Source organism: Escherichia sp. KTE31, assembly GCF_000407925.1.
Classification (GTDB): Bacteria; Pseudomonadota; Gammaproteobacteria; order Enterobacterales; family Enterobacteriaceae; genus Escherichia; species Escherichia ruysiae.
In genome coordinates, this window is sequence record NZ_KE136726.1 from 1188419 (window position 1) to 1210495 (window position 22077).

At 50.9% G+C, this 22077-nt stretch carries 20 protein-coding genes; 3 read left to right on the forward strand and 17 right to left on the reverse strand.

Features of this window, described 5'->3' with window-relative positions; genetic code table 11:
* Positions 1-91: 91 nt before the first annotated feature.
* From glmS to asnC, 15 genes are all read right to left on the reverse strand, one after another.
* Positions 92-1921, reverse strand: coding sequence for a glutamine--fructose-6-phosphate transaminase (isomerizing) (glmS, locus tag WES_RS00195; RefSeq protein WP_000334113.1), 1830 nt, complete (start codon positions 1919-1921; stop codon positions 92-94).
* A gap of 161 nt (positions 1922-2082) precedes the next feature.
* On the reverse strand, positions 2083-3453 hold the full coding sequence (glmU, locus tag WES_RS00190; RefSeq protein WP_000933710.1) for a bifunctional UDP-N-acetylglucosamine diphosphorylase/glucosamine-1-phosphate N-acetyltransferase GlmU: 1371 nt from the start codon (positions 3451-3453) through the stop codon (positions 2083-2085).
* A gap of 405 nt (positions 3454-3858) precedes the next feature.
* On the reverse strand, positions 3859-4278 hold the full coding sequence (locus WES_RS00185; RefSeq protein ID WP_001251965.1) for a F0F1 ATP synthase subunit epsilon: 420 nt from the start codon (positions 4276-4278) through the stop codon (positions 3859-3861).
* Between the two features lie 20 nt (positions 4279-4298).
* The gene (atpD, locus tag WES_RS00180) at positions 4299-5681 is read right to left on the reverse strand and encodes a F0F1 ATP synthase subunit beta (protein ID WP_000190506.1); all 1383 of its coding nucleotides are present in this window, start codon (positions 5679-5681) and stop codon (positions 4299-4301) included.
* 26 nt (positions 5682-5707) lie between these two features.
* Positions 5708-6571, reverse strand: coding sequence for a F0F1 ATP synthase subunit gamma (gene atpG / locus WES_RS00175; RefSeq protein ID WP_000896498.1), 864 nt, complete (start codon positions 6569-6571; stop codon positions 5708-5710).
* A gap of 50 nt (positions 6572-6621) precedes the next feature.
* Positions 6622-8163 (reverse strand): F0F1 ATP synthase subunit alpha, encoded by a 1542-nt coding sequence (gene atpA, locus WES_RS00170; protein ID WP_001176745.1) that lies wholly within the window; start codon positions 8161-8163, stop codon positions 6622-6624.
* A 12-nt stretch (positions 8164-8175) separates the two neighbouring features.
* Positions 8176-8709: a F0F1 ATP synthase subunit delta gene (atpH, locus tag WES_RS00165; protein WP_001288587.1), complete on the reverse strand. Its 534-nt coding sequence runs from the start codon at positions 8707-8709 to the stop codon at positions 8176-8178.
* A gap of 14 nt (positions 8710-8723) precedes the next feature.
* Positions 8724-9194, reverse strand: coding sequence for a F0F1 ATP synthase subunit B (gene atpF / locus WES_RS00160; protein ID WP_001052219.1), 471 nt, complete (start codon positions 9192-9194; stop codon positions 8724-8726).
* Between the two features lie 61 nt (positions 9195-9255).
* Positions 9256-9495 (reverse strand): F0F1 ATP synthase subunit C, encoded by a 240-nt coding sequence (gene atpE / locus WES_RS00155; RefSeq protein WP_000429386.1) that lies wholly within the window; start codon positions 9493-9495, stop codon positions 9256-9258.
* 46 nt (positions 9496-9541) lie between these two features.
* A complete protein-coding gene (atpB, locus tag WES_RS00150; protein ID WP_000135622.1) occupies positions 9542-10357 on the reverse strand; it encodes a F0F1 ATP synthase subunit A in 816 nt (271 codons plus the stop codon).
* A gap of 8 nt (positions 10358-10365) precedes the next feature.
* Positions 10366-10746 (reverse strand): F0F1 ATP synthase subunit I, encoded by a 381-nt coding sequence (gene atpI, locus WES_RS00145; protein ID WP_000116663.1) that lies wholly within the window; start codon positions 10744-10746, stop codon positions 10366-10368.
* Positions 10747-11362: 616 nt separating this feature from the next.
* Entirely contained in the window at positions 11363-11986 is a 624-nt protein-coding gene (gene rsmG / locus WES_RS00140) for a 16S rRNA (guanine(527)-N(7))-methyltransferase RsmG (RefSeq protein WP_000932852.1), read from the reverse strand.
* A gap of 63 nt (positions 11987-12049) precedes the next feature.
* Complete coding sequence (mnmG, locus tag WES_RS00135; RefSeq protein ID WP_000499771.1) at positions 12050-13939, reverse strand: tRNA uridine-5-carboxymethylaminomethyl(34) synthesis enzyme MnmG; 1890 nt, start codon at positions 13937-13939, stop codon at positions 12050-12052.
* A gap of 378 nt (positions 13940-14317) precedes the next feature.
* Positions 14318-14761 carry an FMN-binding protein MioC gene (gene mioC, locus WES_RS00130; RefSeq protein WP_000763742.1) on the reverse strand — a complete coding sequence of 148 codons (444 nt, stop codon included), beginning with the start codon at positions 14759-14761 and terminating at the stop codon, positions 14318-14320.
* A gap of 89 nt (positions 14762-14850) precedes the next feature.
* A complete protein-coding gene (asnC, locus tag WES_RS00125; protein ID WP_000432970.1) occupies positions 14851-15309 on the reverse strand; it encodes a transcriptional regulator AsnC in 459 nt (152 codons plus the stop codon).
* Between the two features lie 152 nt (positions 15310-15461).
* On the opposite strand from asnC, the gene asnA reads away from it, so the two are divergent.
* Positions 15462-16454: an aspartate--ammonia ligase gene (asnA, locus tag WES_RS00120; RefSeq protein ID WP_000845138.1), complete on the forward strand. Its 993-nt coding sequence runs from the start codon at positions 15462-15464 to the stop codon at positions 16452-16454.
* A gap of 4 nt (positions 16455-16458) precedes the next feature.
* Here asnA and viaA read toward each other — a convergent pair whose 3' ends face one another.
* Both viaA and ravA read right to left on the reverse strand, forming a co-directional pair.
* Positions 16459-17910: an ATPase RavA stimulator ViaA gene (viaA, locus tag WES_RS00115; RefSeq protein WP_016159917.1), complete on the reverse strand. Its 1452-nt coding sequence runs from the start codon at positions 17908-17910 to the stop codon at positions 16459-16461.
* Entirely contained in the window at positions 17904-19400 is a 1497-nt protein-coding gene (gene ravA, locus WES_RS00110) for an ATPase RavA (protein WP_010350991.1), read from the reverse strand. Before ravA ends, viaA begins: the two co-directional genes overlap by 7 nt.
* A gap of 222 nt (positions 19401-19622) precedes the next feature.
* Between ravA and kup the strand changes: the two genes are divergently transcribed.
* The gene (gene kup / locus WES_RS00105; RefSeq protein ID WP_000102310.1) at positions 19623-21491 is read left to right on the forward strand and encodes a low affinity potassium transporter Kup; all 1869 of its coding nucleotides are present in this window, start codon (positions 19623-19625) and stop codon (positions 21489-21491) included.
* Positions 21492-21657: 166 nt separating this feature from the next.
* A complete protein-coding gene (gene rbsD / locus WES_RS00100; protein ID WP_016159916.1) occupies positions 21658-22077 on the forward strand; it encodes a D-ribose pyranase in 420 nt (139 codons plus the stop codon).

A 22077-nucleotide genomic window follows, 5' to 3' on the forward strand; every position in this document is an offset into this window, starting at 1 on the left:
ATTTATTTAGTTAACTAAATGGAAAATTTATTGGAAATAATTATGAAAAAGGGCCACCCGCTGGCAGCCCTTGCTTACTTAACAGTTAGTATTACTCAACCGTAACCGATTTCGCCAGGTTACGCGGCTGGTCAACATCAGTGCCTTTGATCAGTGCGACATGGTACGCCAGCAGTTGCAGCGGAACGGTGTAGAAGATTGGTGCAATCACCTCTTCCACATGCGGCATCTCGATGATGTGCATGTTGTCGCTGCTCACAAAACCAGCGTCCTGATCGGCAAAAACGTACAACTGACCGCCACGCGCGCGAACTTCTTCAATGTTGGATTTCAGTTTTTCCAACAGTTCGTTGTTTGGCGCAACGACGATAACCGGCATATCTGCATCAATCAGCGCCAGCGGACCGTGTTTCAGTTCACCCGCAGCGTAGGCTTCAGCATGAATATAGGAGATCTCTTTCAGCTTCAATGCGCCTTCCAGCGCGATGGGATACTGATCGCCACGGCCCAGGAACAGCGCGTGATGTTTGTCAGAGAAATCTTCTGCCAATGCTTCAATGCGTTTGTCCTGAGACAGCATCTGCTCAATACGGCTCGGCAGCGCCTGCAGACCATGCACGATGTCATGTTCAATGGAAGCATCCAGACCTTTCAGGCGAGACAGTTTGGCCACCAGCATCAACAGCACAGTTAACTGAGTGGTGAAGGCTTTGGTAGATGCCACGCCAATTTCAGTACCGGCATTGGTCATCAGCGCCAGATCGGATTCACGCACCAGAGAAGAGCCAGGAACGTTACAGATTGCCAGCGAACCAAGGTAACCCAGCTCTTTTGACAGACGCAGGCCAGCCAGAGTATCTGCCGTTTCACCAGACTGTGACAGAGTGATCATCAGACTGTTACGACGCACGGCTGATTTGCGATAGCGGAATTCAGAGGCGATTTCGACGTCGCACGGAATGCCTGCCAGCGATTCAAACCAGTAGCGGGAAACCATACCAGAGTTGTAAGAAGTGCCACAGGCGAGGATCTGAATATGCTCAACCTTCGACAGCAGTTCATCGGCATTCGGGCCCAGCTCGCTTAGATCAACCTGACCGTGGCTGATACGTCCGGCGAGAGTGTTTTTGATGGCGTTTGGCTGTTCGTAGATCTCTTTCTGCATGTAGTGGCGGTAAATACCTTTATCGCCTGCGTCATATTGCAGATTGGATTCGATATCCTGACGTTTTACTTCCGCGCCAGATTTATCGAAGATGTTTACCGAACGGCGAGTGATTTCCGCAATATCGCCCTCTTCAAGGAAGATAAAGCGACGAGTCACTGGCAACAGCGCCAGCTGGTCAGAAGCGATAAAGTTTTCGCCCATACCGAGGCCAATCACCAGCGGGCTACCGGAACGTGCCGCCAGCAGGGTATCCGGGTTACGGGTGTCCATGATCACCGTACCGTACGCGCCACGCAGTTGCGGGATAGCACGCAGAACGGCCTCACGCAGGGTGCCGCCCTGTTTCAGTTCCCAGTTCACCAGGTGAGCAATAACTTCGGTGTCAGTTTCAGAAACAAAGGTATAGCCACGCGCTTTTAACGCTTCGCGCAGCGGCTCATGGTTTTCGATGATGCCGTTATGCACCACCACAATGTGTTCAGAAACATGCGGATGCGCATTCGCTTCAGAAGGTTCGCCGTGGGTTGCCCAGCGAGTGTGAGCAATACCGGTGCCGCCATGCAGAGGATGTTCTTCCGCTGCCTGAGCCAGCATCTGGACTTTACCGAGACGACGTAAGCGGGTCATATTTCCGTTTGCGTCGACAACAGCCAGACCGGCAGAGTCATAACCACGGTATTCCAGACGACGTAAACCTTCGAGAAGGATTTCAGCTACATCACGTTGCGCGATCGCGCCAACAATTCCACACATAGTTTTTAATTCCGATTGATATCGTTGTCGGTCAACCTGTATGCCCGATTTTTCGGGCGCCCCGAGCCTTGTAGAGAGTGGGGTTATTTTTATAGTTACTGCTTGTGGGCGGGAGATTATGTTATCTCCTCATCCCTGATGGCCGGATTACCCAGCCAGAATTACTTTTTCTTAACCGGACGACGCCAGCCTTCTTTTTGTGCCTGCGGCACACGGCTGATTGCCAGGGCATTTTCACCAACATTGCGCGTTACAGTAGTACCCGCAGCAATGGTCGCGCCTTTACCAACCGTTACCGGTGCAACAAGTTGGGTGTCAGAACCGACAAATACATCGTCGCCAATAATGGTTTTAAATTTATTCGCACCGTCGTAGTTGCAGGTAATGGTTCCCGCGCCGATGTTAACGTTATCGCCGATTTCCGCATCGCCCAGGTAAGTCAGATGACCGGCTTTCGAGCCTTTACCCAAACGCGCTTTTTTCATCTCAACGAAGTTACCGACGTGTGCGCCTTCCAGCAGCTCTGCACCGGGGCGCAGACGGGCAAACGGGCCAATGGTACAGGCCGCAGCCAGATTCGCGTCTTCCACCACGGTATATGGGCTGATTTCGCAATCATCACCAATCACGCTGTTTTTAATCACGCAACCAGTGCCAATTTTCACGCGATTGCCGAGAGTAACATTACCCTCGATGATAACGTTAGTATCAATTTCAACATCGCGCCCGTGAGTAAGCGTACCGCGCAGATCAAAACGCGCCGGATCGCGCAGCATAACTCCCGCCAGCAGCAGTTTTTCTGCCTGTTCGGACTGATAAACGCGCTCCAGACGGGAGAGTTGCAGACGGTTATTTACACCTTCAACTTCGCTTAAACGCTGCGGATGTACAGCGACAATTTCACGCCCTTCCTGATACGCCAGCGCAATAATATCGGTAATGTAGTACTCGCCCTGTGCATTATTATTGGTCAGCTTCGCCAGCCAGCGTTTCATATCTGCACCGTTGGCGATCAGAATACCGGTGTTGATCTCCTGGATTTGACGCTGCTCGTCGGTAGCATCTTTATGCTCAACAATGCCGGTAACTTTGCCATTCTCACGGGTAATGCGGCCATAACCGGTCGGGTCATCCAGTTTCACTGTCAGCAGCCCAATGCCACCCTGCGGTTTTGCATCACGCAGGCGCTGGAGTGTTTCGACCGAGATCAGCGGTACATCGCCGTAGAGCATTAAAATGTCTTCATCATCGGCAAAGAAAGGTGCGGCCTGCTGCATTGCATGACCAGTACCCAACTGCTCAGCCTGAAGCACCCAGTTCAGGTTGTCATCTTTCAACGACTGTTTAAGCAGATCGCCACCGTGACCGTAAACCAGGTGAACGTGTGCTGCGCCTAATTCATTCGCAGCATCAATGACATGCTGAACCATCGCTTTCCCGGCAAGGGTATGCAGCACTTTTGGAATATCGGAATACATGCGAGTGCCTTTGCCTGCTGCAAGGATCACTACGCTCATAGCATTATTCAACATACGCGTCCTGACTGTGATTTGAGAACGAATTTAAACCGCTTCACCTTGAAAAAACTACATTTTTTTCATCGTGAAATGGACAGAGGATAAATTGTGCAATAAAGGATTATCCCTACTGACGAAAACACCATTTTCGACCATTGGCGCGCCTTTTGTCTGCATAAAAGTAAGGTAGCACCTTCATTTAAGTGTCTACATGATGTTTTTGCTCTTATTTCGATCAATGAATAAACGAGAAAACCAGCAAAGAATTTCGCTGGTTTATATAAAAAGTGTTAATCGCGGAACATGAATGACCACAGCACAAATCCTGCTGTACTACTATCCAGATGAAAATATGCGCGGCGCACGCAATAAAAAAGCCAGCCTGTTTCCAGACTGGCTTTCGTGCTTTTCAAGCCGGTGTTACATCGCTTTTTTGGTCAACTCGATAACGCGCAGCTGCGCGATCGCTTTGGCCAGTTCCGCAGACGCCTGAGCGTAATCTACGTCGCCGTGAGAGCTGCTAATGTGCTCTTCAGCCTTACGTTTCGCTTCCATGGCTCGCGCTTCGTCGAGATCCTGGCCGCGAATTGCGGTGTCGGCCAGAACGGTCACGTTGCCAGGCTGCACTTCAAGAATGCCGCCAGACAGATAGATAAACTCTTCGTGACCGTGCTGTTTCACGATGCGAATCATACCAGGCTTAATGGCGGTGAGCAGCGGTGCGTGCCCTGGGTAGATCCCCAGTTCACCTTCGCTACCCGTTACCTGGATTTTCTCGACCAGACCAGAGAACATTTGTTGCTCTGCGCTGACGACGTCCAGGTGGTAAGTCATTGCCATATCACCCTCCGATTAAGGCGTTAAAGTTTTTTGGCTTTTTCCACTGCTTCTTCGATGGAACCGACCATGTAGAACGCCTGCTCCGGCAGGTGATCGTATTCGCCTTCCATGATGCCTTTAAAGCCACGGATGGTGTCTTTCAGGGAGACGTATTTACCCGGAGAACCGGTGAATACTTCTGCCACGAAGAACGGCTGGGACAGGAAACGCTGGATCTTACGAGCGCGCGCTACCACCAGTTTGTCTTCTTCCGACAGTTCATCCATACCCAGGATGGCGATGATGTCTTTCAGTTCCTGATAACGTTGCAGGATGGACTGAACGCCACGAGCGGTGTCGTAGTGTTCCTGACCAACCACCAGCGGATCCAGCTGACGGCTGGTGGAGTCCAGCGGGTCAACTGCCGGGTAGATACCCAGAGACGCGATCTGACGGCTCAGTACCACGGTTGCGTCAAGGTGCGCAAAGGTGGTTGCCGGAGACGGGTCAGTCAAGTCATCCGCAGGTACGTATACCGCCTGTACAGAGGTGATAGAACCGGTTTTGGTGGAGGTGATACGTTCCTGCAGAACGCCCATCTCTTCCGCCAGAGTCGGCTGATAACCTACCGCTGAAGGCATACGACCCAGCAGTGCGGATACTTCCGTACCGGCCAGGGTGTAACGATAGATGTTGTCAACGAACAGCAGTACGTCACGACCTTCGTCACGGAATTTCTCAGCCATGGTCAGACCGGTCAGAGCAACGCGCAGACGGTTTCCCGGCGGCTCGTTCATCTGGCCATACACCAGGGATACTTTGTCGATAACGTTGGAGTCGGTCATTTCGTGGTAGAAGTCGTTACCCTCACGAGTACGTTCACCTACGCCCGCAAACACAGAGTAACCGGAGTGCTCGATCGCGATGTTACGAATGAGCTCCATCATGTTTACGGTTTTACCTACACCCGCACCACCGAACAGACCAACTTTACCGCCCTTAGCGAACGGACACATCAGGTCGATAACTTTGATACCGGTTTCCAGCAGTTCCTGAGAGTTTGACAGCTCTTCGTAGGAAGGTGCTGCACGGTGAATCGCCCAACGCTCTTCTTCACCGATCTCGCCTTTCATGTCGACCGGTTCGCCCAGTACGTTCATGATACGGCCCAGAGTCGCTTTACCTACCGGGACTTCGATCGGGTGTTCGAGGTCTTTTACATCCAGACCGCGACGCAGACCGTCGGAAGAACCCATTGCGATGGTACGCACGATACCGCCGCCGAGCTGCTGCTGAACTTCCAGCACCAGACGCTCATTACCATTTTGCACCTCAAGAGCATCGTACACGCGCGGTACGGCATCCTGAGGGAATTCGACGTCAACTACGGCGCCGATTACCTGGACAATCTTTCCAGTAGCCATCTTAAATCCTCTACGAAATAACCTGTTTAAACCGCGGCGGCCCCCGAGACGATCTCGGTGAGTTCCTGAGTAATGCTGGCCTGACGAGCTTTGTTGTATACCAACTGCAGCTCTTTAATCAGGCTGCCGCCATTGTCGGTCGCGGCTTTCATCGCCACCATACGGGCGGCCTGCTCGCTGGCCAGGTTTTCAACCACGCCCTGATAAACCTGAGATTCGACATAACGACGCAGCAGGGTATCCAGCAACGCCTTCGGATCGGGTTCGTACAGGTAATCCCAGGATTTATGTTTCAGATCATCATCATCTGACGCCGGTAATGGCAGCAGCTGGCTGATGGTCGGAACCTGAGACATGGTGTTAATAAATTTGTTGCTGACAATGTAAAGCTTGTCCAGACGGCCTTCGTCGTAGGCCTGCAACATCACTTTTACCGGACCGATCAGTTCGGACAGGGAAGGGTTATCCCCCATGCCGGTGACCTGGGCAACAACATTGCCGCCCACGGAGTTGAAGAACGAAACACCTTTCGAGCCGATCATTGCGAGGTCGCATTGAACGCCTTTGTCGGTCCAGGTCTTCATTTCCGCCAGCAGTTTTTTGAACAGGTTAATGTTCAAACCACCGCACAAACCACGGTCGGTCGACACCACCAGGTAGCCCACGCGTTTAACGTCGCGGTCTTCCAGGTATGGGTGCTTATATTCCAGATTACCGTGTGCAAGGTGACCAATCACTTTGCGCATGGTTTCTGCATAAGGACGGCTGGCCGCCATGCGATCCTGCGATTTACGCATTTTGGAAGCGGCGACCATCTCCATCGCTTTAGTGATCTTTTGCGTGTTCTGGACGCTTGCGATCTTACTACGTATCTCTTTTGCGCCGGCCATGAGCTTCTCCTCAATGCCTTGCGGCCTGCCCTAAGGCAAGCCGCCAGACGTTACCAGGATTGGGTTGCTTTGAAGGAATCGAGGATGCCTTTCAGCTTGCCTTCGATTTCGTCGTTGTAGCCACCGGTCTGGTTGATCTCTTGCATCAACGGAGCGTGATCACGGTCGACGTAAGCTAGCAGCGCGGCTTCGAAGCTGCCGATTTTCGACAGTTCAACATCCGCCAGGTAACCACGTTCTGCTGCGAACAGAACCAGAGACTGCTGCGCAACAGACATCGGCGCATACTGTTTCTGTTTCAGCAGTTCGGTCACTTTCTGACCGTGGTCAAGCTGCTTACGGGTTGCATCGTCAAGGTCGGATGCAAACTGAGAGAACGCTGCCAGTTCACGATACTGTGCCAGAGCGGTACGAATACCACCGGACAGTTTTTTCATGATCTTGGTCTGTGCTGCACCACCAACACGGGATACGGAAATACCCGGGTTAACCGCAGGACGAATACCGGCGTTGAACAGGTTGGTTTCCAGGAAGATCTGACCATCGGTAATGGAGATTACGTTGGTCGGAACGAACGCAGAAACGTCACCTGCCTGAGTTTCGATAATCGGCAGTGCGGTCAGAGAACCGGTTTTCCCTTTCACTTCACCTTTGGTGAAAGCTTCAACGTATTCGGCGTTAACACGCGCAGCACGCTCCAGCAGACGAGAGTGGAGGTAGAATACGTCGCCCGGGAATGCTTCACGTCCTGGCGGACGACGGAGCAGCAGGGAGATCTGACGGTAAGCAACAGCCTGTTTAGACAGGTCATCGTAAATGATCAGCGCATCTTCGCCACGGTCACGGAAGTATTCGCCCATTGCGCAACCGGCATACGGTGCCAGGTATTGCAGTGCTGCGGATTCAGACGCGGTTGCTACCACAACGATGGTGTTAGCCAGTGCGCCGTGCTCTTCCAGTTTACGTACCACGTTAGAAATGGTGGACGCTTTCTGACCGATAGCGACATAGATACATTTGATACCGGAATCGCGCTGGTTGATGATGGCATCGATAGCCAGTGCGGTTTTACCGGTCTGACGGTCACCGATGATCAATTCACGCTGACCACGACCGATTGGGATCATGGAGTCAACGGCTTTATAACCGGTCTGTACCGGCTGATCTACGGACTGACGTTCGATAACGCCCGGAGCGATTGCTTCTACAGCAGAGAAGCCATCGTGATCCAGAGGACCTTTACCGTCGATTGGCGCACCCAGAGTGTTAACCACACGCCCCAGCAGGCCACGGCCAACCGGAACTTCCAGGATACGACCAGTACACTTAACTTTCATGCCTTCGGCAAGGTCAGCGTACGGACCCATAACTACCGCACCTACAGAGTCGCGCTCGAGGTTCAGTGCGATAGCGTAACGGTTACCCGGCAGGGAGATCATTTCACCCTGCATACAATCGGCCAGGCCGTGGATGCGGATAACACCGTCACTTACAGAAACAATAGTACCTTCGTTGTGAGCTTCACTCACAACATTGAACTGAGCAATGCGCTGCTTGATCAGTTCGCTGATTTCGGTGGAATTCAGTTGCATGCTCCAGTCCCCTTAAGACTGCAAGACGTCTGCAAGGCGCTCAAGACGACCGCGTACGCTGCCATCAATGACCATATCACCCGCTCGGATGATAACGCCTGCCATTACAGACTTATCGATTTTGCAATTCAGCTTAACTTTGCGTGACAGACGTTTTTCCATCGCAGCAGAAATTTTCGCGAGCTGTTGTTCACTCAATGCAGCAGCGGAAATGACGTCTACCTCAGCGGTAGCCTCACTCACGGCACGCAGGTGAATAAACTGCTCCAGAACATCCGGGAGCGCGTTAAGACGACCATTTTCAGCCATTACCCGAATCAGGTTCTGACCATTTTCGTCCAGTTGCTCACCACAAACTGCGATAAACGACTCGGCGAGCGTTTCTGGCGCTAGCGCGCCAGAGAGAAGCTCTGCCATCTGTTCGTTTTTGGTTACCTCGGCGGCAAACGCCAGCATGTCCTGCCAGCGTTCTACACTTTGGTGTTCGACGGCAAAGTCAAAAGCTGCTTTGGCGTAGGGGCGAGCTACCGTAATAAATTCAGACATCAGCCCCTCCCTCCTTACAGTTCAGCGACAAGTTTATCCACGATGTCGCTGTTAGCAGCTTCATCCACGGAACGTTCGATGATCTTCTCGGCGCCAGCAACAGCCAGGATAGCAACTTGCTTACGCAGCTCTTCACGGGCACGTTTACGCTCGGCTTCAATTTCCGCCTGCGCCTGAGCCACGATTTTAGTACGTTCCTGTTCTGCCTCAGCTTTCGCTTCGTCCAGAATCTGCGAGCGGCGTTTGTTCGCCTGCTCGATGATTACCTGGGCTTCCGCTTTCGCTTTTTTCAGCTGGTCGGTCGCGCTGGCCTTTGCAAGGTCAAGGTCCTTATGTGCTCGTTCTGCGGAAGCAAGGCCGTCAGCAATTTCTTTTTGACGTTTTTCGATGGCTGCCATTAATGGCGGCCATACGTACTTCATGCAGAACAGAACGAACAGGACAAACGCGATGGCCTGGCCGAGGATTGTTGCGTTAAGATTCACAGCACAATGCCTCTATTTAGTTAACGTTCTGATATTGCTCTTTAAATAAAAGCAACGCTTACTACGCGACAGCGAACATCACGTACAGACCCAGACCTACAGCGATCATCGGGATAGCATCCACCAGACCCATAACGATAAAGAACTGAGTACGCAGCAGAGGAATCAGATCAGGTTGACGCGCTGCGCCTTCCAGGAATTTACCCCCGAGGATGCCGATACCGATCGCAGCACCGATTGCCGCCAGACCCATCATCACAGCGGCAGCCATGTACAGCAGATCCATATTCAGGTTTTCCATGACAGTCTCCAGTTTGTTTCAGTTAAAACGTAGTAGTGTTGGTAAATTAATGTTCTTCAGACGCCATCGACAGATAGACGATCGTCAGAACCATGAAGATGAAGGCTTGCAGCGTAATGATCAGGATGTGGAAAATGGCCCACGGCACATTCAGGATCCACTGTGACCACCACGGCAACAGACCAGCAATCAGAATGAAAATCAGCTCACCTGCGTACATGTTACCGAACAGTCGCAAACCGAGTGAAACTGGTTTGGACAGCAGGCTTACCCCTTCAAGGATTAAGTTGACAGGGATGAACGCCCAGTGATTGAACGGCTGCAGCGTCAACTCTTTCGTGAAGCCGCCGATGCCTTTCATTTTGATGCTGTAGAACAGAATCAGGATAAATACGCCCAGTGCCATCGACAGCGTCACGTTCACGTCAGCAGACGGAACCACACGCAGTGCCGGCAAACCGATCCAGTGTTCTGCGATATACGGCAGCAGATCGATAGGCAGTAAGTCCATCAGGTTCATCAGGAATACCCAAACGAAGATCGTCAGGGCCAGCGGTGCAATCAGCTTGCTTTTGCCATGGTACATGTCTTTCACGCTACCATTAACAAAGCCGATTACCAGCTCAATCGCGGTCTGAAACTTACCTGGTACGCCGCTGGTCGCCTTTTTGGCTACGCTACGGAACATAAGCAGGAACAACAGACCCAGCACCACCGAGAAGAACATGGAGTCAATATTGATTGTCCAGAAGGTGGCTGGGGGGTTTTGTGGATCCACCAGCGAGAATGTACGCAGGTCCAGCTGAAGGTTATTCAGGTGGTGTCCTATGTAATCCTGCGGCGTCATATTTTCTGAAGCCATGATGCCTTTTACCCTTTGTTGTTAATTACAGCCGGTGCCAGTATCTGAACCACCAGCACCAAAACCCACGTAACGATCAGCGGCAAGAATACCGCCTTTAAAACCGCCAACGCCACCACCAGTAACACCAACATCGCCAGAACTTTGAAAGCTTCGCCAAATGCGAATGTCCAGGCCACCCGGCCTTTCGCTGGTGTATGCGCCTGGTGACGCCAGGCAAATATCATAAACAAAACGTTAGGCAGAAAGACTGCCAGGCCCCCGCTTAATGCAGAGACGCCCCAGAAGGGGTCTTTGAGGCTGAACAGCAATCCACTTGCTATCACCGCCAGTAACTGAACGAGCAGAAGCTTCCGAGCAACGTTTCGACTCAAGAGCGACACAGACATCACGTTTTTCACTCCTGCTCCCTTCGAGGTATGCCGCGTGTCGTATAAAACTTTCTTTAAGGCTTAGAGTCAAGCATCAAAAAGCGGTCAAATTATACGGTGCGCCCCCGTGATTTCAAACAATAAGTAGCCAAAAGGTGAATAAATGTTTAAATATTTTTCCAGTGCATACAATTGCGACTTTTCTGCTAACCATACCAGATCATGAAAAACTGTAAATAACGCGTAAACACTGGTGGTAAAGAGTGCTTCAGATCACAGATTGAGCATGTTCGCGCACAGCATATTTATTTACTTGGCAAATGATGCCATTGCAAGTTTCTGATATTTCAGTCTAAAAACAGATACTGTTTTCATAAATGGCATTTACATAATAAAAACCAGGCATTGACATTCTTAATAATATTTTAACAGCGAATTATGGTTCTTAGCGCCGATTTTTAGCAGACTGATATTTTCACCGATGACCTATTTCCTGCTTACCCAAAAAAGCCACGTTAGTTCATTGATGCAAAACGGTAAACGTGGCGTTAAATGTAACCAGTTATATCAGTAGAAAACCTGGTTGTTGTTAACAGTCAAACCGATAAATTTTTTATGATTTTTTTGATAAAAATTAAATTTTATTTGCTTTAATCACCACCAAATGGCGTTCGCCATCCAGAGCCGGAACCTGAAGTTTAACCACTGATTCAACCTGATATTCTGCAGGCAATAGGGCTATTTCATCTTCCGGCATTTGTCCTTTCAGCGCATAGAAGCGGCCTTGCTCACCTGGAAGATGGTGGCACCAGCTCACCATATCGTTCAGAGAGGCAAAAGCACGGCTAATTACACCATCAAACGGTGGCTCTGACGGAAACTCTTCTACCCTACTCTGTACCGGCTCAATGTTCTCAAGTTTCAATTCATGTTGAACCTGACGCAGGAAACGCACGCGTTTACCGAGGCTATCCAGTAGTGTGAAGTGAGCGTCAGGGCGTACGATAGAGAGAGGAATGCCGGGCAGACCCGGGCCGGTGCCGACATCAATAAAACGTTCACCTTGCAGATAAGGTGCAACGACAATGCTGTCGAGAATATGGCGTACCAGCATCTCATTAGGATCGCGTACCGAAGTCAGGTTGTACGCTTTGTTCCATTTGTGCAGCATATTTACGTAGGCAATAAGCTGATTTTTCTGGTGATCGGTAAGCGAAATTCCTGCGTCTTTCAGCAGTGAAGAGAGTTTATTGAGCACGGTGATTACCTGTTCTTGATGCGTTGCCAGGTAAGCGGGTGCTTACCTGGCATTTTTAATGCGTTATGCGCTACGACGCAGCATACCCTGTTTTTTCAGCCATACCAGCAGAATGGAGATAGCCGCAGGCGTGACGCCAGAAATACGCGAAGCCTGACCAATAGAAGCCGGTTTGTGATCGTTGAGTTTGGCGATCACTTCGTTAGAAAGACCGGATACCTGGCGGTAATCCAGCGTCGCAGGCAGCAAGGTATTCTCGTTACGCAGCTGCTTTTCGATCTCATCCTGCTGACGCGCAATATAACCTTCGTATTTAACCTGAATCTCAACCTGTTCCGCCGCCTGTTCGTCTGTCAACGCAGGAGCAAACGGCGTCAGTGTAGTTAATTTGTCATAGGTCATTTCCGGACGACGCAGCAGATCTTCACCACTGGCTTCACGGGAAAGCGGTGCAGTCAGGTGAGCATTCACTTCGGCTGCAGCTTCCGCAGACGGCGTTACCCAGGTCGATTTCAGACGCTGACGCTCACGCTCGATGTTCTCAAGCTTCTCGTTAAAGCGCGCCCAACGTTCATCATCAACCAGCCCCAGCTCACGACCAATTTCAGTCAGACGCAGGTCTGCGTTATCTTCACGCAGCATCAGTCGATATTCTGCGCGCGAGGTAAACATACGGTACGGTTCTTTGGTTCCTAAAGTGCACAGGTCATCGACCAGTACGCCAAGGTAAGCCTGGGATCGCGCAGGCGCCCAGCCTTCTTTGTCAGCAGACAGGCGAGCGGCGTTAAGACCGGCCAGCAAACCTTGCGCTGCAGCTTCTTCGTAACCGGTAGTACCGTTAATCTGACCAGCAAAGAACAGCCCCTGAATAAACTTGCTTTCCAGCGTCGGTTTCAGGTCGCGCGGATCGAAAAAGTCATACTCAATGGCATAACCCGGACGCACGATTTTCGCGTTTTCCATCCCCTGCATGGAGCGGACGATTTGCATCTGCACATCGAACGGCAGGCTGGTGGAGATGCCGTTCGGATAAATTTCGTTCGAGGTTAGCCCTTCCGGCTCAAGGAAGATCTGATGCTGATTTCTGTCAGCGAAGCGCATGACTTTATCCTCGATCGACGGACAGTAGCGTGGGCCGACACCTTCGATCACTCCGGCATACATCGGACTACGATCGAGGTTACTGCGGATCACGTCATGCGTTTTCTCGTTGGTATGGGTGATATAGCACGGCACCTGCTGTGGATGCTGTGCTGCGTTGCCCATAAACGAGAACACCGGCATTGGGTTATCGCCATGCTGTTGCGCCAGCACACTGAAATCGATGGTGCGCGCGTCAATACGCGGCGGCGTACCGGTTTTCAGACGACCAACGCGCAGTGGAAGTTCACGCAAACGGCGTGAGAGCGGAATGGAAGGCGGATCTCCAGCACGACCACCGCTGTAATTATCCAGGCCGATATGAATCTTACCGTCAAGAAAAGTGCCGACAGTAAGCACGACTGCTTTAGCACGGAATTTCAGCCCCATTTGGGTGACAGCACCGACCACACGATCGTTTTCGACAATAAGATCCTCAACCGCCTGCTGGAAGATCATCAGGTTCGGTTGATTCTCAAGAGCAGTGCGTACTGCCTGACGGTAGAGCACACGATCCGCCTGTGCTCGGGTTGCACGAACCGCCGGCCCTTTGCTGGCGTTTAGTATCCTAAACTGAATACCCGCCTGGTCGATCGCTTTTGCCATCAGACCGCCGAGTGCATCCACTTCTTTTACCAGATGTCCCTTCCCAATACCGCCGATTGCCGGGTTGCAGCTCATCTGCCCCAGGGTGTCGATATTGTGTGTCAAAAGCAGAGTCTGTTGACCCATACGCGCCGCAGCCATCGCGGCCTCGGTGCCTGCATGACCCCCGCCAATGATGATGACGTCAAAAGGATCCGGATAAAACATGGTGATTGCCTCGCATAACGCGGTATGAAAATGGATTGAAGCCCGGGCCGTGGATTCTACTCAACTTTGACGGCTTGAGAAAGACCTGGGATCCTGGGTATTAAAAAGAAGATCTTTTTATTTAGAGATCTGTTCTATTGTGATCTCTTATTAGGATCGATCTTGTCTGTGGATAACGCAGATCTATCTTTTAGGATCAACAACCTGCTGAGGATCATTAGCTGTGAATGATCGGTGATCCTGCTCCGTATAAGCTGGGATCAGAATGAGGGGTTATACACAACTCAAAAACTGAACAACAGTTGTTCTTTGGATAACTACCGGTTGATCCAAGCTTCCTGACAGAGTTATCCACAGTAGATCGCACGATCTGTATACTTATTTGAGTAAATTAATCCACGATCCCAGCCATTCTTCTGCCGGATCTTCCGGAATGTCGTGATCAAGAATGTTGATCTTCAGTGTTTCGCCTGTCTGTTTTGCACCGGAATTTTTGAGTTCTGCCTCGAGTTTATCGATAGCCCCACAAAAGGTGTCATATTCACGACTGCCAATACCGATTGCGCCAAAGCGGACTGCAGAAAGATCGGGCTTCTGTTCCTGCAATGCTTCATAGAAAGGAGAAAGGTTGTCCGGAATATCTCCGGCACCGTGGGTGGAACTGATAACCAGCCAGATCCCCGAGGCAGATAAATCTTCCAACAGCGGACCGTGCAGCGTTTCGGTGGTAAAACCCGCCTCTTCCAGCTTTTCAGCCAGGTGTTCTGCTACATATTCGGCACCGCCGAGGGTGCTGCCGCTGATAAGAGTGATATCTGCCATAAACCGCCACCTTTATTAAGAGTGGCGTATTGTACGCTGTGAACGCGCTGGGATCTACCTGTGGAAAAGTATGGGATTAAAAAAGCCGATCATGGCTTGATAGTACGCATGATCGGGTTCTGCAGGACGATCAGTGTTTCAGTGGACTGAATTTCATCAATTGTTTGGATCTTGTTGATAAGTACATGCTGGAGGGCATCGATCGAACGGCACATCACTTTGATAAAGATGCTGTAGTGCCCGGTGGTGTAGTAGGCTTCGGTGACTTCGTCGAGGCTTTCCAGTTTTGCCAGAGCGGAAGGATAGTCTTTGGCACTCTTCAATATAATGCCGATAAAGCAACCTACATCATAACCGAGCTGTTTCGGGCTAACGTCGATACGCGCACCGGTAATGATCCCCGCCTGCTTCATTTTCTCTACACGAACGTGAATCGTCCCCGGGCTGACGCCAAATTGTTTCGCCAGTTCAGCGTAAGCGGTGCGCGCATTGCCCATTAATGCTTCCAGGATGCCACGGTCCAGATTGTCGATTAGATAATTTTCCATAGGATTTTCTTATTCATATTGATGATTCATTCTATTTTAGCCTTCTTTTTTAATGAATCAAAAGTGAGTAAGGCTTTTTATTGAATGATTATTGCATGTGTGCTGGTTTTTGTTGCTTAATCATAAGCAACAGGACGCAGGAGTATAAAAAAATGAAAACCGCTTACATTGCCAAACAACGTCAAATTAGCTTCGTGAAATCTCACTTTTCTCGTCAACTGGAAGAACGCTTAGGACTGATTGAAGTCCAGGCGCCAATCCTTAGTCGTGTGGGGGATGGCACGCAGGATAACTTGTCGGGCTGTGAAAAAGCGGTGCAGGTAAAAGTGAAAGCTCTGCCTGATGCCCAGTTCGAAGTGGTTCATTCACTGGCGAAGTGGAAACGTCAGACGTTAGGGCAACACGACTTCAGCGTGGGCGAAGGGCTGTACACGCACATGAAAGCCCTTCGCCCCGATGAAGACCGTCTTTCCCCGCTGCACTCGGTTTATGTTGACCAGTGGGACTGGGAACGCGTAATGGGCGACGGCGAGCGTCAATTCTCGACTCTGAAAAGTACCGTAGAGGCGATCTGGGCGGGAATTAAAGCAACCGAAGCTGCTGTTAGTGAGGAGTTTGGCCTGACACCGTTCCTGCCGGATCAGATCCACTTCGTACACAGCCAGGAATTACTGTCTCGTTATCCGGATCTTGATGCCAAAGGGCGTGAACGGGCGATTGCGAAAGATCTTGGCGCGGTATTCCTCGTTGGGATTGGCGGCAAGCTGAGTGATGGTCATCGCCACGACGTGCGTGCACCGGATTATGATGACTGGAGCACTCCGTCAGAACTGGGTCATGCAGGTCTGAACGGCGATATTCTGGTGTGGAACCCGGTGCTGGAAGATGCGTTTGAACTTTCTTCTATGGGGATCCGCGTGGATGCCGATACGCTGAAGCACCAACTGGCGCTAACCGGTGACGAAGATCGCCTGCAACTGGAGTGGCATCAGGCGCTGCTGCGCGGTGAAATGCCGCAGACCATCGGCGGCGGTATCGGTCAGTCTCGTTTGACCATGCTACTGCTGCAACTGCCGCATATCGGCCAGGTCCAGTGTGGCGTTTGGCCTGCGGCAGTTCGTGAGAGCGTCCCTTCTCTGCTGTAATAATTTATCGCCGCCAGCGTCTGAGCAGGCGGCTACGCATCCCGGTATCAAAGCGCCAGATATGATCGAAAATGCGCATGATACCGGGTTTGCCGTGTGCCGACATCGCCACGGCATGAAAGCGATGCTGATGTACCCGCTGCAACTCTTTCACTTTACTCGTCACGTCGTCAGGCAACCGCTGGGCGATAAAATCAGAAATCACCACCGCATCGGCGTCAAACCATTCCCGACTTTGCAAGCGTTCCATAATGGCGCGAAAACAACTGGCAAGATCTGTGCCGCCACGAAACTGCTGGCTTAAAAAGCGAATCGCTTGTTCGATGCCTTGTGAGCCTGAAAGCTCATAACGGACGATCTCGGTGGAAAATAACATAATAAAGCAGCGCCGGTTTTCAGCGAGGGCAATGCGCATTAATGCCAGGCAGAACGCTTTCGCACACTGTTCATTAAAGCTGCCCATTGAGCCAGAAGTATCCACGCAGGCAATAAACGGTCCGCGCGGCTGTTCGTCGTAATCTTTATGTACCACCGGGCGTTCGATAACTTTTTCACGCCACGACTCACCGTGCAGGCGATAGGTGAGTAACTGCTTTTCCACCAGCCGACGGTAAAATTCATACTCCAGTTCAGTTATCCCAAGCGTCGCCAGTTCTGGCGGTAGAAGGCGTAAAATATCATCGCTTTGTTGCAGACCATCAACCTGCTCAGGAACGGTCGCCGGTTCGCGCACCATGGTGCGGAAGGTTTCCATCTGCGCATCGTTGCGGGGTATTGATTTGGCTTCCCGCGAACGCCCCAGCTGTTCCGCCAGGCGCTTCAGTTCCGGCTGTTCGTTAAGAAATTCACCGTATTTTACAATTAACTGATAGTCGCCGCGTTTAAGCTGACCGGCGCTCATATCCCACAGACGACCGGCTGCGGTGTTGTTTTCTGCCAGAATCGGTTCAAGCTGCCCGCTTAACGTCATGCGTTCCTGAACTTCACTCAACAGTTGTTCGCGTTCTTCTTCTAATAACTGTTGATTTAACGTCGTCGCTTGCACGATCAGACTTAAGCGCCAACGCTGGAGAAAAAGCGTGTGTAATGCCGGAGTGATCGTGCTGTTGGCATCAACCAACTGCTGGGCTTGTTCGGCCCACGGGGAATTCAGTCGATGCAGTAAATCCAGTATCTGCGGTAGTTGCACAATAAATTGCGGCGTGGAAAGAAGCTGGCTTTGCTGATAGCACATGACCTCTTCCGTGAGTTCCTGCGGAACTCTGGCATCTTTCAGCCGACTGCGCAGCGCCTCACGCCAGCGGGGAATATCATCAGTGATTGCCGCCTTCAGTCGTGGGAATTTTTCAAAGAAGACCGCCAACTGCGGCGAGGCCAACAGAGCGATGATCATCTCTTCGATCAATCCCTCTTCGCTGACGGCCAGCATCACATTGAGCGTATCCAGTGTTAGCATTGTTGCGCCTGGCGAATCTGGGTGCCGACATCCTGTAGGCTGGCTTCAATGCGACCTAACCAGTCGCTATGGATAAACAGACATTTTTGCTGTTCGCTGAATAAGGCGTGTTGCTTGCGCCAGTCGCTTTCAAGATCTTCTAGTTGTTGTTTTATTTCGCTGGGTAGCCCCTCTGCCGATGCGCCGGGCAGCGCCAGAGTCGCCTCCTGCAAACTCACATCGCGCACCACCAGATGTTGGGCGCTATCAACTTCCATATTTAGCTTCTGGGCAAAACCGATACCATTTAATTTGCCGCGAATCTCGCCGCCTTTGTTCAGCCACAGTTCCAGCGCGCTACGCTCAAAAGCGATATGAACAACTTCCATATCATGCAATTTTAATGGTTTTTGCAGCAACAGGGTCAGTGTGGAGGCGGTTATGTTGGCTGGAAGTTGATACTGCGGGCGACGGCTGAACATGCCACCCTGACGAATCACCGTAAAGGCTGTTTTATCGCTTTGTTGTTGCTGAAGTTGCAGGCGACGCTGCACAATTGCACTCAGTCGCGTCAGCATTTCCTGTTGCTGCCACGCATGACTGGTCATCAATACGTCAATTTGTTGTTGAATTAAATTCAGACTTTGGGCGTCATACCACAGGCAATCTTTCAGCAAGATGAGATCAATCGGGGCAACCGCGCTGCGACCGCTAAAAAAGGCGCTGGCCTGCAATAAGCGGATCGCTTTTTTCCAGCGACGGTCGGAGACATAAGGCGCATCCGGTAATTTATCCAGTTGCTGACGCAGCATAAAAATCAGCTCAAATACATGATCGGGCAGCGTAATTTCACCAATCTCTTTCTGCCAGCGTTCGTATTCTTCATCCGTGACCTGCAAGGATGGCGGAACGGGATTGTCGTTTTCATCCTGTTGGCTGGTCAGCATGGAGCGAAAATTCGTTTTATCCTGCACTTTATCTAACCACAGACGAATCAGCATACGGTCATATAATGCTTCCAGGCTGCTGTCTGCTTCTGGCAGTTCGTTGGATGCTGCCACCAGCAGACGCATAGGGATTTTTTCAACATGTGCGCCGTTGCGGAAGTGGCGTTCATTAATAGCGGTTAGTAGGGTATTAAGAATCGCTGGCCCGGCTTTCCAGATCTCATCAAGAAAGACGATTTCCGCTTCCGGCAGGTAGCCGCTGGTTAAGCGTTCATAGCGTCCCTCATCTTTTAACGCCTGAATAGAAAGGGGGCCAAAAACTTCTTCCGGTGTGGAGAAGCGGGTCATCAGATATTCAAACGCGCGCGCATTCTGGAAGGCGAATTTTAAGCGCCGGGCGATTAAACTTTTAGCAATACCTGGCGGGCCAAGCAGGAATACGCTTTCACCACTTAATGCCGCTAACAAACACAGGCGGATGGCGTGGCTACGTTCATAAAGCCCTTTTTCCAGCGAACTGCTCAGACGGGAAATTCTTTCCGCTAATAAATGAGGGTGAGCCATAATGAAGTGGCGTCCTTTCGTCAAAAGTTCTGCGTAAACTGCGAGTATAGACGTTTCTTGCTGGTGGCAAAAATAGTCTCAAAGGAGGGCTATTTTTCTTTGAGCCAGGTTAATGTGGCCGCATTTAGGAGTACGATTTTGCCGTTAATCGTGCATACTGTGCGCTTTTTTGTGGGCCAAGGGACTACGCACACATTTCATATTTCAACGAAAGACTAGTCTATGAGCACTGATAATAAGCAATCGTTGCCCGCGATTACCCTCGCGGCGATTGGAGTTGTCTACGGCGATATTGGTACCAGCCCGTTATATACACTTCGTGAATGTTTGTCCGGCCAGTTTGGTTTTGGCGTTGAACGCGATGCCGTGTTTGGTTTTTTATCGCTGATCTTCTGGCTGCTAATCTTTGTGGTTTCCATAAAATATCTCACCTTCGTCATGCGTGCAGATAACGCCGGTGAAGGGGGGATCCTGACGTTGATGTCGCTTGCCGGGCGCAATACGTCGGCGCGAACGACGTCAATGCTGGTGATTATGGGGCTAATCGGCGGCAGTTTCTTCTATGGTGAAGTTGTCATAACTCCTGCCATTTCGGTGATGTCCGCTATAGAAGGTCTGGAAATCGTCGCTCCGCAGCTGGATACCTGGATAGTTCCCCTCTCAATCATCGTTCTCACTTTACTGTTTATGATTCAAAAACATGGCACTGCTATGGTCGGTAAGCTGTTTGCGCCGATTATGCTGACCTGGTTTTTGATTCTGGCGGGGCTGGGGTTACGTAGCATTATTGCCAACCCGGAAGTGTTACATGCGCTGAATCCGATGTGGGCGGTGCATTTCTTCCTTGAATATAAAACCGTTTCCTTTATTGCGTTAGGCGCGGTGGTACTGTCGATTACCGGTGTCGAGGCGCTGTATGCCGATATGGGGCACTTTGGTAAGTTCCCTATTCGCCTGGCGTGGTTCACCGTCGTATTGCCGTCTTTGACCCTTAACTACTTTGGGCAGGGGGCGCTGCTGTTAAAACACCCGGAAGCGATTAAGAACCCGTTCTTCCTGTTGGCTCCGGACTGGGCACTGATCCCGCTACTGATAATTGCAGCACTGGCAACGGTGATTGCCTCGCAGGCGGTTATCTCTGGTGTCTTCTCATTGACGCGTCAGGCAGTACGTCTGGGATACTTGTCGCCGATGCGCATTATTCACACCTCTGAAATGGAGTCAGGGCAAATCTACATTCCGTTTGTGAACTGGATGCTCTATGTCGCAGTCGTGATTGTCATTGTCAGCTTTGAGCACTCCAGCAACCTGGCGGCGGCGTATGGGATTGCGGTGACCGGAACGATGGTACTGACGTCTATTCTTTCAACTACCGTGGCGCGTCAGAACTGGCACTGGAATAAGTATTTTGTTGCGCTGATCCTGATTGCTTTCCTGTGTGTCGATATCCCTCTGTTTACCGCTAACCTCGATAAACTGCTTTCCGGTGGCTGGTTGCCTCTGAGCCTCGGCACGGTGATGTTTATCGTGATGACGACCTGGAAGAGCGAGCGTTTCCGCCTGCTGCGTCGGATGCACGAACATGGTAACTCTCTGGAAGCGATGATTGCTTCACTGGAGAAATCACCGCCTGTTCGCGTTCCCGGAACCGCTGTGTATATGTCGCGTGCAATTAATGTCATTCCCTTTGCGTTGATGCATAACCTTAAACATAACAAGGTGTTGCATGAGCGGGTTATTCTGTTAACTCTGCGTACTGAAGACGCTCCATATGTCCATAACGTCCGTCGGGTACAGATTGAACAATTGTCGCCCACTTTCTGGCGCGTGGTGGCAAGTTATGGTTGGCGAGAAACGCCAAACGTGGAAGAAGTTTTCCACCGTTGCGGTCTGGAAGGGTTAAGTTGCCGGATGATGGAAACCTCTTTCTTTATGTCGCATGAGTCGTTAATCCTCGGCAAACGCCCGTGGTACTTGCGTCTGCGTGGCAAGCTATACTTGCTGTTGCAACGTAATGCGCTGCGCGCGCCAGATCAGTTTGAAATTCCACCAAACAGGGTTATCGAACTGGGTACTCAGGTCGAAATCTAACTCCAGACGCCTCCTTTCTCCATAAGGGGGCGTTTTTGTTTTCATGGTTACTCACGATGTAAAACGTTTCGATGTTGATCACATTTCCGTAACGTCGTGATGGTTTTCCTTAATCAGTCGGGATTAAACTGCGGGTCAGCGAAACGTTTCGCTGATGGAGAAAAAAATGAAAAAAGGCGCCGTTCTTAATTCTGATATTTCGTCGGTGATCTCCCGCCTGGGGCATACCGATACGCTGGTGGTGTGTGATGCTGGTTTACCCATCCCTAAAACGACAACGCGTATCGATATGGCATTAACCCAGGGTGTACCTTCTTTTATGCAGGTGCTGGGCGTCGTCACAAGTGAAATGCAGGTCGAGGCAGCCATTATCGCGGAAGAGATCAAACAACATAATCCGCAACTCCACGAAACGTTGCTCACTCACCTTGAGCAGCTGCAAAAACACCAGGGAAACACCATTGAAATTCGTTACACCACGCATGAACAATTCAAACAACAAACCGCAGAAAGTCAGGCGGTAATTCGCAGCGGAGAATGTTCTCCGTATGCGAATATCATTCTCTGTGCTGGCGTGACGTTCTGA

What these genes read in the sequence shown, in the direction of transcription:
- atpD (WP_000190506.1), bottom strand. Translation starts at nt 5,681, where the DNA reads ATGGCTACTGGAAAGATTGTCCAGGTAATCGGCGCCGTAGTTGACGTC.
- rbsD (WP_016159916.1), top strand. Translation starts at nt 21,658, where the DNA reads ATGAAAAAAGGCGCCGTTCTTAATTCTGATATTTCGTCGGTGATCTCC.
- WES_RS00185 (WP_001251965.1), bottom strand. Translation starts at nt 4,278, where the DNA reads ATGGCAATGACTTACCACCTGGACGTCGTCAGCGCAGAGCAACAAATG.
- atpH (WP_001288587.1), bottom strand. Translation starts at nt 8,709, where the DNA reads ATGTCTGAATTTATTACGGTAGCTCGCCCCTACGCCAAAGCAGCTTTT.
- glmU (WP_000933710.1), bottom strand. Translation starts at nt 3,453, where the DNA reads ATGTTGAATAATGCTATGAGCGTAGTGATCCTTGCAGCAGGCAAAGGC.
- mioC (WP_000763742.1), bottom strand. Translation starts at nt 14,761, where the DNA reads ATGGCAGATATCACTCTTATCAGCGGCAGCACCCTCGGCGGTGCCGAA.
- atpG (WP_000896498.1), bottom strand. Translation starts at nt 6,571, where the DNA reads ATGGCCGGCGCAAAAGAGATACGTAGTAAGATCGCAAGCGTCCAGAAC.
- asnA (WP_000845138.1), top strand. Translation starts at nt 15,462, where the DNA reads ATGAAAACCGCTTACATTGCCAAACAACGTCAAATTAGCTTCGTGAAA.
- viaA (WP_016159917.1), bottom strand. Translation starts at nt 17,910, where the DNA reads ATGCTAACACTGGATACGCTCAATGTGATGCTGGCCGTCAGCGAAGAG.
- atpA (WP_001176745.1), bottom strand. Translation starts at nt 8,163, where the DNA reads ATGCAACTGAATTCCACCGAAATCAGCGAACTGATCAAGCAGCGCATT.
- atpI (WP_000116663.1), bottom strand. Translation starts at nt 10,746, where the DNA reads ATGTCTGTGTCGCTCTTGAGTCGAAACGTTGCTCGGAAGCTTCTGCTC.
- atpE (WP_000429386.1), bottom strand. Translation starts at nt 9,495, where the DNA reads ATGGAAAACCTGAATATGGATCTGCTGTACATGGCTGCCGCTGTGATG.
- atpB (WP_000135622.1), bottom strand. Translation starts at nt 10,357, where the DNA reads ATGGCTTCAGAAAATATGACGCCGCAGGATTACATAGGACACCACCTG.
- asnC (WP_000432970.1), bottom strand. Translation starts at nt 15,309, where the DNA reads ATGGAAAATTATCTAATCGACAATCTGGACCGTGGCATCCTGGAAGCA.
- kup (WP_000102310.1), top strand. Translation starts at nt 19,623, where the DNA reads ATGAGCACTGATAATAAGCAATCGTTGCCCGCGATTACCCTCGCGGCG.
- mnmG (WP_000499771.1), bottom strand. Translation starts at nt 13,939, where the DNA reads ATGTTTTATCCGGATCCTTTTGACGTCATCATCATTGGCGGGGGTCAT.
- glmS (WP_000334113.1), bottom strand. Translation starts at nt 1,921, where the DNA reads ATGTGTGGAATTGTTGGCGCGATCGCGCAACGTGATGTAGCTGAAATC.
- ravA (WP_010350991.1), bottom strand. Translation starts at nt 19,400, where the DNA reads ATGGCTCACCCTCATTTATTAGCGGAAAGAATTTCCCGTCTGAGCAGT.